The organism is Candidatus Cloacimonadota bacterium (genome assembly GCA_011372345.1).
Lineage (GTDB): Bacteria > Cloacimonadota > Cloacimonadia > Cloacimonadales > TCS61 > DRTC01.
Map to the genome: position 1 here is coordinate 1 of DRTC01000125.1, position 9211 is coordinate 9211.

General features: G+C 37.4%; 2 protein-coding genes and 1 pseudogene. All 3 read left to right on the forward strand.

Going from position 1 to position 9211, the window contains the following annotated elements:
• The first annotated feature begins 1672 nt into the window (after nt 1–1672).
• The 3 genes and pseudogenes from ENL20_02310 to ENL20_02320 all read left to right on the forward strand — a co-directional run bounded on the left by ENL20_02310 (nt 1673) and on the right by ENL20_02320 (nt 9211).
• Entirely contained in the window at nt 1673–7360 is a 5688-nt protein-coding gene (locus tag ENL20_02310; protein HHE37388.1) for a hypothetical protein, read from the forward strand.
• A gap of 57 nt (nt 7361–7417) precedes the next feature.
• Nucleotides 7418–8404, forward strand: coding sequence for a hypothetical protein (locus ENL20_02315; protein HHE37389.1), 987 nt, complete (start codon nt 7418–7420; stop codon nt 8402–8404).
• Nucleotides 8405–8513: 109 nt separating this feature from the next.
• A pseudogene (locus tag ENL20_02320) lies at nt 8514–9211 on the forward strand (peptidylprolyl isomerase).

Genomic DNA, 9211 nt, shown 5'->3' on the forward strand with positions numbered 1-9211 from the left:
ATTCAGTTTTTTCAGCTCCAGCCTGACCGGAGTTTCAGCAGGTCTGGCTAATATGGGTAATACGATTTCTTCCATTAATGCAGAATCCGGAATTCTCAGTTTGAATCCGGCAGGTCTCGGTTATCTCCGCCAACCGGAAATTTCAACCGATTTTCTCATACCATTTTCCATCAAAGCAAATTCTATTTACGATATTAATGAACAGTTAAAGAATATAATAGATGAAAGAGATGATATCGAAGGAACTCTTATTTATCCTGAGGTTGAGTTAAAAGGCGGTCAAGCAGGAGGGATAAAGAGGTTTGCAACCTGTTTTCCCCTGAAAGGACATGGAACTTTCGGAGTCTGTTATCACACTCCCTTACTGATCGATTTTAGAACGATCGGTAATGGAGGATCCGGTGTTCTGGAAGCTGCGAGCAGTGACGACACAACCAGAGTTACGATGGGCATGGAATTGTTTTCAAATTTAAGAGCAGATTTCAACGAAGTCGATTTTGGTTATGGAAATACGATCGGTGAAAATATGGCTGCCGGGATCGGTCTGATCTGGCTTTCCGCAAGGATTGATGGAGATTTAACAGCTATGTTCGAAGGTGTTATTCGCAGAGCTGGTGATGCCCAGATAAATCAGCCTTTTAATGATCCAACCGTAGAATTCAGAGACACTTTGAATGATTCGATCCGATTGGATCTGAAAACCGACATTTTTACCGGAATTATCGGATTTAATTATGATCATTCGAACTGGGCTTTTGATTTGGTTTTAAAAATTCCGGCAAGGAGCAAATTCGATGGCTATCTGAAAATCGTGCAGCATTCTCTCGGTGTCTTGGATGAAGAAGCTCTTCTGGATCCCGAACTGGAATTATTAGATCAGAATCTGCTCGAACTCTCCAAACCTACTTATACAAATCGAACTGCTTATGAAAGCATGGAAATTGAATTGAGATATCCGGGAAAGATCGCTCTCAGTGCTGCTCTGCAAAAAGATTTTCTCGATTTTGTCTTTTCTTATGAAAAATCTCTCGGGAATCTTTCAGTCCGTTATCGGTGTAATGTAAATGAAGATGGCAGGGAAAAGATCGATGACAATTTTGAAGATTACGAAAGGTTTTCCCAAAAAGATTATACTTATGGATTCAATCCCAAACATACCTTTAAGTTCGGTCTGGGATTCAAAAAATTATATAAATCTGCAGTCCTGTCTTTCGGAGGTCAGCTGATCATTGCTGACCAAGTTCTAACAAATATCAAAGATAAAGATGGAAATCCTGTTAAGCCGAATAAGAACATGCTTATCCCAACTTTTACTACTGGTTTTGATGTTTCCATCACTAACGATCTTACTCTTGATGTCAGCATGCTTGCTTTTCCTGAACATGTTGCCAGAACAAGTTTGACTTTCAGGTTTTAATTTATCTCGACTTATAAGGAACGACGAGTTGAAATAGAATTATCAAACTCCCCTTACCACTCTTTGGCAAAGAGGGGAACAATAAGGAATCCCGATGATTTCAACTCATTCCCAAATTCCGATTTGGGAATGCAATTATGAAAAAATTGTATTTTGAATTTTCTATATCGAAATGAAATTTCTTATCCAATTGTGTTCCCTCATCATCGTGCCGATGAGAATTTGGGAACAAGAAAAAATTTCAGAGGTCTTCTAATGAATTTTAGAAAAAAAACATTTTTATTCCCAATACTTTTATTGATCCCGTTTTTATTATTCGGAAATCCTCAATTCGGAGGTCAGGTCGATTTTGGTTTGATCGAACATGATCCGATAGATGAAGCTTCGGGAATCGTTGCCAGCCGGAAAAATGCGGATGTTTTCTGGACTCATAACGATTCCGGGAATGACAATGTTATCTATGCTTTCAATATTTCCGGTGAACACCTTGGAGTATATACGATCGATGGCATTATCAATCGTGATTGGGAAGATCTTGCTCTCGGCCCCGGACCCGATGATGAAGAAGATTATATTTATCTCGGAGATATTGGTGATAACGGATTGCAAAACGATTTGAAATATATTTACCGTTTTATTGAACCGGAAGTTTTTGCAGATCAGGAACCTGTAACAGAGACTATTTCCGATGCAGAAACCATCACTTTTGAATATCCTGATCAAATTCTTTACGATGCGGAAACCTTGATGCTCGAATCTCTTTCTAAAGATATTTATGTGGTTACTAAAAGAAATGGTGGTATCGAAGATGTAATTTTCAGGGCAGCTTATCCGCAATCGACAACTGAAACGATAATATTGGAGCAGGTTGCCACCATTGATATTCCGACATTTTTGAATTATGGTTCTGTGGGCGGGGATATTTCTGTTTCCGGACTCGAGATCCTGATCAAAACATATTCTCATATTTATTACTGGTCACGCAAATTAGAAGACGATCTCTGGGATGCATTCGATGATGAGCCCTTTGTTATTCCTTATGCTCAAGAACCTCAAGGAGAAGCTGTTTGTTGGCGAGCAGACGGAATGGGATATTTTACGATCAGTGAAGAAAATCCTCAGCTCCCTCTTCCGGCGCATCTTTATTTTTATCCCCGACTTGATAATTATATTACGATCACCCACATACCAACAGGTTTATTTAAAGAAAATGAAGCATTGGAGATCACCTGGTCTCCAACTGACCTGGAATGCGGATTATATTTTTCTTCTTCTCCCGGAGGTGAAGATATCGAAAATTATCTTTTTTCCGAGATGATAAGCATTGGTTCGATCAATACAACTCCCGGAGAATTAGATCTGGGTGTCGGAGTTTATTATTGCATCCTCCATAACACAGAATATGATTATACTTCGATTGAATTTATAATTCGGGTAGAATCATCAGAACCGGTAAATATGCTTTCTCCTGTAAACGGTTCTGAAGTAACTGATGCTACTCCCACTTTTACCTGGGATCCGAATCCAGGAGTTCCTTATTATTTCCTCGTTCTCTCTGATAATCCTTTTACGATCGATGAAGACGAGAACGGTAATCCGATCGTTGTCGGGGTGCAGCCGATCTGGCAGATAATCACTCCAAACACTTCTGCAGTTTTCGGTTCAGCTGATCCTTCCGGTTTTTTTGATAATGTTGTTCCTCCACTTGTTAGCGGAATCGAATATAACTGGATTGTTGCTAATAATTATGGAAACGATCCGCTTCTGACATCGAGAGTAGTATCCTCCCCTTTTGGTTTTGAATATACTTCTGCTCAGTTGATCGATCCTCCCATCTTAATAAATCCTCCTGATAGCTCGATAATTAATGCAGATGAGATCATAACTTTTGAATGGTCTAATGTAGAAGAAGCAATGTTCTATCATATTTTTCTCTATGAAGTCAGGTTTGAGAATGACAGCGAAGTATTTTATCCGGTCTGGAACCAGTCAACAACCTCAACTTCGATCGAGTTCAATGCTCAAAACATTCTCATAAATTCAGAATATGATTGGAAAGTCTATGCTACTAATGAAAATAATATCAGTTCCGTCAGTGAAGATTTCCGCTTTTTTTATGATACAACTATCGGAACTTTAAATCTGACAATAAGCAATATCGATGGTGTTCCTATCGGATATGCAACTGCTGAACTGGATCCTGTGAATGGTTCGAATGATATTGTTCCTCTTGTTGTCGGAGCTAACGGACATGAAGTTAAATTGCTGACTCCCGGAGATTATGTTCTGACCTGCAGCAAGGAAGGTTATGAATCCTCCGATACTCTGATCACAGTTTTTGAAGATCCGTTTCCGGATTCTCCACAGGGTGATACTTTTGTGGAAGTAATTTTAGAATTTTCTCCCTCTAATTTTTATGGAAGCATAAAGGATAATGAAGGGTATTTAGTGGAAAATATTACTGTTTTTGCAGAAAATGAAGAAGGTGAGATCCGTTCTGTAGAAAGTATTTCCGGTCATTATAACATCGGAGTAATCCCCGGTTTATGGACGATTTCAGCTGATAAGGAAGGTTACACTTTACAAGAACCGATCGAAAGTTTGATCATCGCAGGTGAAAACATTCAGCTTGATGATCTGATCATGATCGAAAATGAAAAAGATCTGATCGGTTATGTTAAAAACAGTTTTGGTGTTCCTATTCCGAGTGCAACTGTAACCATGACTTCCAGCAGTATTACCAGGACGAAATCAACAAATTCGAGCGGATATTATAATTTTCAAGGTGTAAGCTTCGGTACTTGGACTATATTTGCAGAAAAAGAAGGATATTATTCTCCGGATCCGGTTATTATCGATATTTCTCAATCTTCTCCGGATATGATTGTTATGGATGATTTTATCCTGAATCCTGATGCAGGGATTGTTTTTGGAAATGCCAATAATGGAGTTGTCGGTTTGGAAAGTGTTGAAATTACAGCAACTCCGGAAGTGGGTTTTCCGATCAGGGTTTATGCAAATTATTATGGAGATTATACGCTTCATCTCAGTCCCGGTTCTTATGAAATAACTGCATCTTTATCCGGTTACACTTCCCAGAATACTTATAATCTTGATCTGGAAGCCGGAGAAACCATCGGCTATACTGATTTTTTCCTGATCCCAGATAATCTGACCATTTTTGGGATGGTTTCGGATATTGAGGAGAATCCTTTAGAAAATGCAGTTGTTCAGGCAACTAATACTAACAGGAATGTAAAAGGAAAAATTAATAGAGATACTTTTATGGATACTACAAATGCCGAAGGATTTTATTCTCTTAGAGTTGATTTACTTGGTGAATATTCTGTTTTTGCTGCAAAGGAAAATTATTATGATTCTGAACTTGCTAATATTGAAATCACTACTGAACAAACAGGTGTGGAACAGGATTTTATGCTTGAACACATCGAACTTTTTGCTTCTATTCATGGATCTGTAACTATTTTTGACGAAGTTCTCGGTCAAATTGTTCCTCCTGATCAAGCTTCTTTGATCCTGCAGAATGGTCTGGGAGAAGAAATTGAAATCTCTCTGTTATCTCCTGATTCTCTTTATGGATTTAATGATCTTCTTATTCCGGATATTTTTTCTATCGAAGTTACAGTTAATTATTCAGGTCAGGAGTTTTATCAATTTATTCCCAATATTGAAATTACTGAGGAAGTTGTTTTTGAACAGGATTTTCATTTCATATATAATGATGATACTGTAACATTAAGCGGTTCCTGTTTCATGATCGATAATGGCATGATCCCGTTATTTAATGCGGAAGTTGTGCTCAAAGATGAAGATTTAGTACCGCTTGATACAACTTATACGAACCAGAATGGATTTTACCAGTTCAATAATTTATCGGAAGGAACTCGTATTTTGAGTTATGAAATCGAATATGGAGAAGAACATTTTTATGGTGAGAGCGACCCAATTCTATGGACAGGTTCAAATATTATTCTGGATGATTACATTTTTAATTATTTCCTCTGCAGTATCGATTTCTTTATGACAAATGACGGTTTTATTCCCATAAACGGAGCAACTGTTACAATTTCCTCCCCAGAGATCGACGATATTATCCTGGTAACAAATAATAATGGATATTGTTCCGTAAATAATATTCTCCACACCGGTAATTATACTATTGATATTGATAAGAATTACGGTCCACTGGGAAAATATATAGAATCCGAACCTTATCAAATCGTACTTGATACTTTAGGTTATTATGTTCAGGAAAAGCAAATCCCTCTGCAATTTGATGAATCGCAAATTTCAGGGAATTTCCTTTCTTCGGAACAGATTGAGATTACGCTTTTTAAAACCGAAAATTATTCCGATCCTGTTTCGCTGCATTATTATGATGTTCATGATTCTTATTTTGAAATTGAGATGAATCCTTTGGAAACACAACTTACAGCAACAATTCCCGAACAGGAAACATCCGGTGTAATCTCGTTCTGGTTTACTTCTGATTCCCCGGAACTGGAACTTAATTTTTCAAACGAAACCTATCCTTTCGAACTCACAATCTCTTCCGAAGGAGTTCCATTTTTAGAAAATTCCTATATAACTCCCAATCAACCTGTTTTTGTTTTTACTCAGGAAGCGAATTTTGAAGTAAATGTTTATGATGAAATAGGTAATTGTCTCAATGCGGTCATCGATAGTTTTGGAACTGTTGTCTGGTCGATTGATCCTGCTCTGGGTGAACTTTTTCTGATTTCAGGTGAAAAAAGGAAAGTTACATTTGCGGCAACTGAAAATGTTGTTCCATTCCTTGATGGTTCCATTTCATCAGAAATAACTTTGAATGGAGCAACCGTTAGTCTGGAAGAAAACATACAATTGAAAGACATATATCTGGCAAATTTGGTCTTTGATCAGAATGATATCGATAAGATCAGCAATGATGATTCTTATTTCTCAACAATTTCTGCGTTCAGCGAGAATGGTATTTCCATGACTGTCCCGATTGAATATGAGATTCTTCCGGAACTGATAGGAACGATTTCAGGTTCTGATAATTTCGTACATTACGATCCAAACGATAAGTTCATCAGTGAAATGCAGATCAATATCTTTGCCTTTGATCCGAGATCTGGAACAAAAATAAGCACAGAAAAATCTTTGGAAGTTTACAAATTCATTAATCAGAATACTCTTAATGATACTTGTTTTACCGGTAAGGGTTGTAATTTGCTCATTTATTCCACCATGCTGGACACTCTCTTTGTTCAGCAAGATAACATTTATTTGAATTCTATTGATGTCGCACCATTTAAAAAAATAGGTGTCCGAGATGAAGTTTTAAGTAATGTGTTTCATCTATCCAGTGAAGCAATCCAGAATGATTATAACATTCTTCCAGGTCTGATTTTTGAAACATCAGAATTTTCCCAACTCGATAATTTTGCACTTGCATATTGGGACGGAATAGAATTGGAATGGAAGATCATAGAAACAGATAAAGGATCAAATAGCAATGAATCGGAAATTATCCTGCCGAATGTTCCTTATTTATTTGGAGATTATAGTGTAACAACAAATTCCGCTCCTCTTGGTCTTTATGATTTAAAATTAAGACCAAATCCTTTCACACCTTTAGATCAGATCGGAGCAAATACAGGTTTGCAGATCGAATTTCGACTTTCATCAGATAGAACCCGCTATCCGAAAATTACTGCCAAAATATATACTGTAAACGGAACTCTCGTGCGAACGATCACGAGCAATACTCCCATGTTAAAAGGGAATTATCAGGCAGGTGAAACTGAAACCTTGTATTGGGACGGAAGAACAGATGAAGGGCGTTTAGCAAGAAACGGCAGGTATTTGATCCAATTAATTGCAGAAGATACGAAATCGAGAGAGGAGATTTTGAAGTCGATCGTTTTGATTAAGTAGTTAGGAAACTTGCCAAATTTCAAAAATTTAGCAAGTTTTAAAAAAAGGAAAATCCTTATGAAAAAGATATTTTTACTGTTCATATTTTTATCAATATTTTTCGGACTTTTCACCGAATTAAGCAACATTGATCCGAATTTTTACAATTATGATGCTCGTGCCATGGCAATGGGCGGAGCGTTTACTGCTTTAACGGATAAACCTGTCAGCGTGATCTGGAATCCGGCAGGTTTGAATGAAATGGCTGGAAAACATAATCTTGCTTTTGATAATTCAAGTTTGCATAAACTGGTATCATATAATTTTTTTGGATATGGTTATAAAGTTACTCCTGATTTTTCAACTGCAACAGGTATAACATATTGCGGGGATGATGCTCTTTCCGAACTGACAATTTATTTGTCCGGTGCTGTTAAAGGTAATTTTATTAATAATAAATTATTTCCTTTGCCTGAATTTTTCCAAAGATTCAATCTCGGTATGAACATGAAATATTTCGGTTCTTTTTTTGGAAATAACAGTGATGGTGCTTATTTTGATGGAAGTGGTCTTAATCATCAAGTAACCGGTTCTGCTCACGGTTTCGGATTGGATATCGGGCTGCAGGGAAAAATTTCCTCATCACAGACTTTGGGTTTTTTATGGAGAAATCCCATCAATAATTTATGGTGGAACAGTGAAAATGAAGTTGGAACTGCACAAGGTAATTATACTGAAGATATTCCAACAGCGATTGTCTTCGGTTATGCCATTGAAAAGAAAAATATTACCTTTTCTCTGGATTATGATAAATCTCATCACAGAGATACGGAAGATGAAATAAAAACAGGTTTGGAATTAAAACTATTTAAAAACATTCTGGCTCTCCGCACCGGATATTCCCGGGAACTTCTAACAGCAGAAAATAAAAAATTCAGTCTGGGAACCGGCTTCCAGTTCAATATCTGGAAAAATACAAAAGTAGCTCTCGATCTTGCTTACCAGATCTTTTATGAATGGGAAGGGCATAATGCTTTGAGAGTGTCGTGTAATATTATGAAATAGCAAAAACTTGCCAAATTTCAAAAATTTGGTAAGTTTTAGAAAATCAGTAATCCCATCGTACCGAGGGGAAAAAAAATACTACCGAGAAGGTAGTGATACAGAGGTAAATATGAATTTCCAAACAAAAAACAATTTTAGTCTTTTTATTTCTTTAATTCTGATTTTCATTCCCGCATTATTATTCACGCAGACCATCGCTGAATGGCAGACCTCGATGGGAATGTTCCGGGCAGAATTGTATGAAAACCTGGTTCCTATCACAGCTAATAACTTCATCGATCTGACCAATGACAATTTTTATGATGGATTGATCTTTCATCGTGTGATCGATGGTTTTGTCATCCAGGACGGCTGACCGAACGGAAACGGCTACGGAGGTCCGGGCTACACGATCGAAGATGAATTTCATCCTGATCTTTCACACGATCAGGCAGGTGTTCTGGCAATGGCAAATACAGGACAGCCAAATAGTGCCGGTTCGCAGTATTATATAACTCTTGCTCCGCAAACACAACTCGATGGAAGTTATGCGATTTTTGGTCAGGTTTTCGAAGGCTTGGATGTTATCCTCGAAATCGGTTCTGTCCCAACCGACGGCAATGATCATCCAATCGAAAATGTCTATATCGACAGCATTCGTATTCTTACTCCGCAAATCGAAGAATTTTATCCCGAAGAAAATGAATTTACTGTTGCTCTCGACTCGACTGTTACTTTTATGGTTGTTTCTTATGATGATAATATCGAGTATAGCTGGTTTGTGAATGATGAAGATCAGCAGTTTAGTGATTTCCTCTTTTTCTATAC

Bases quoted from the DNA above. Each gene is read 5' to 3' on its own strand.
- ENL20_02310 (HHE37388.1), top strand. From the start codon at position 1,673: ATGAATTTTAGAAAAAAAACATTTTTATTCCCAATACTTTTATTGATC.
- ENL20_02315 (HHE37389.1), top strand. From the start codon at position 7,418: ATGAAAAAGATATTTTTACTGTTCATATTTTTATCAATATTTTTCGGA.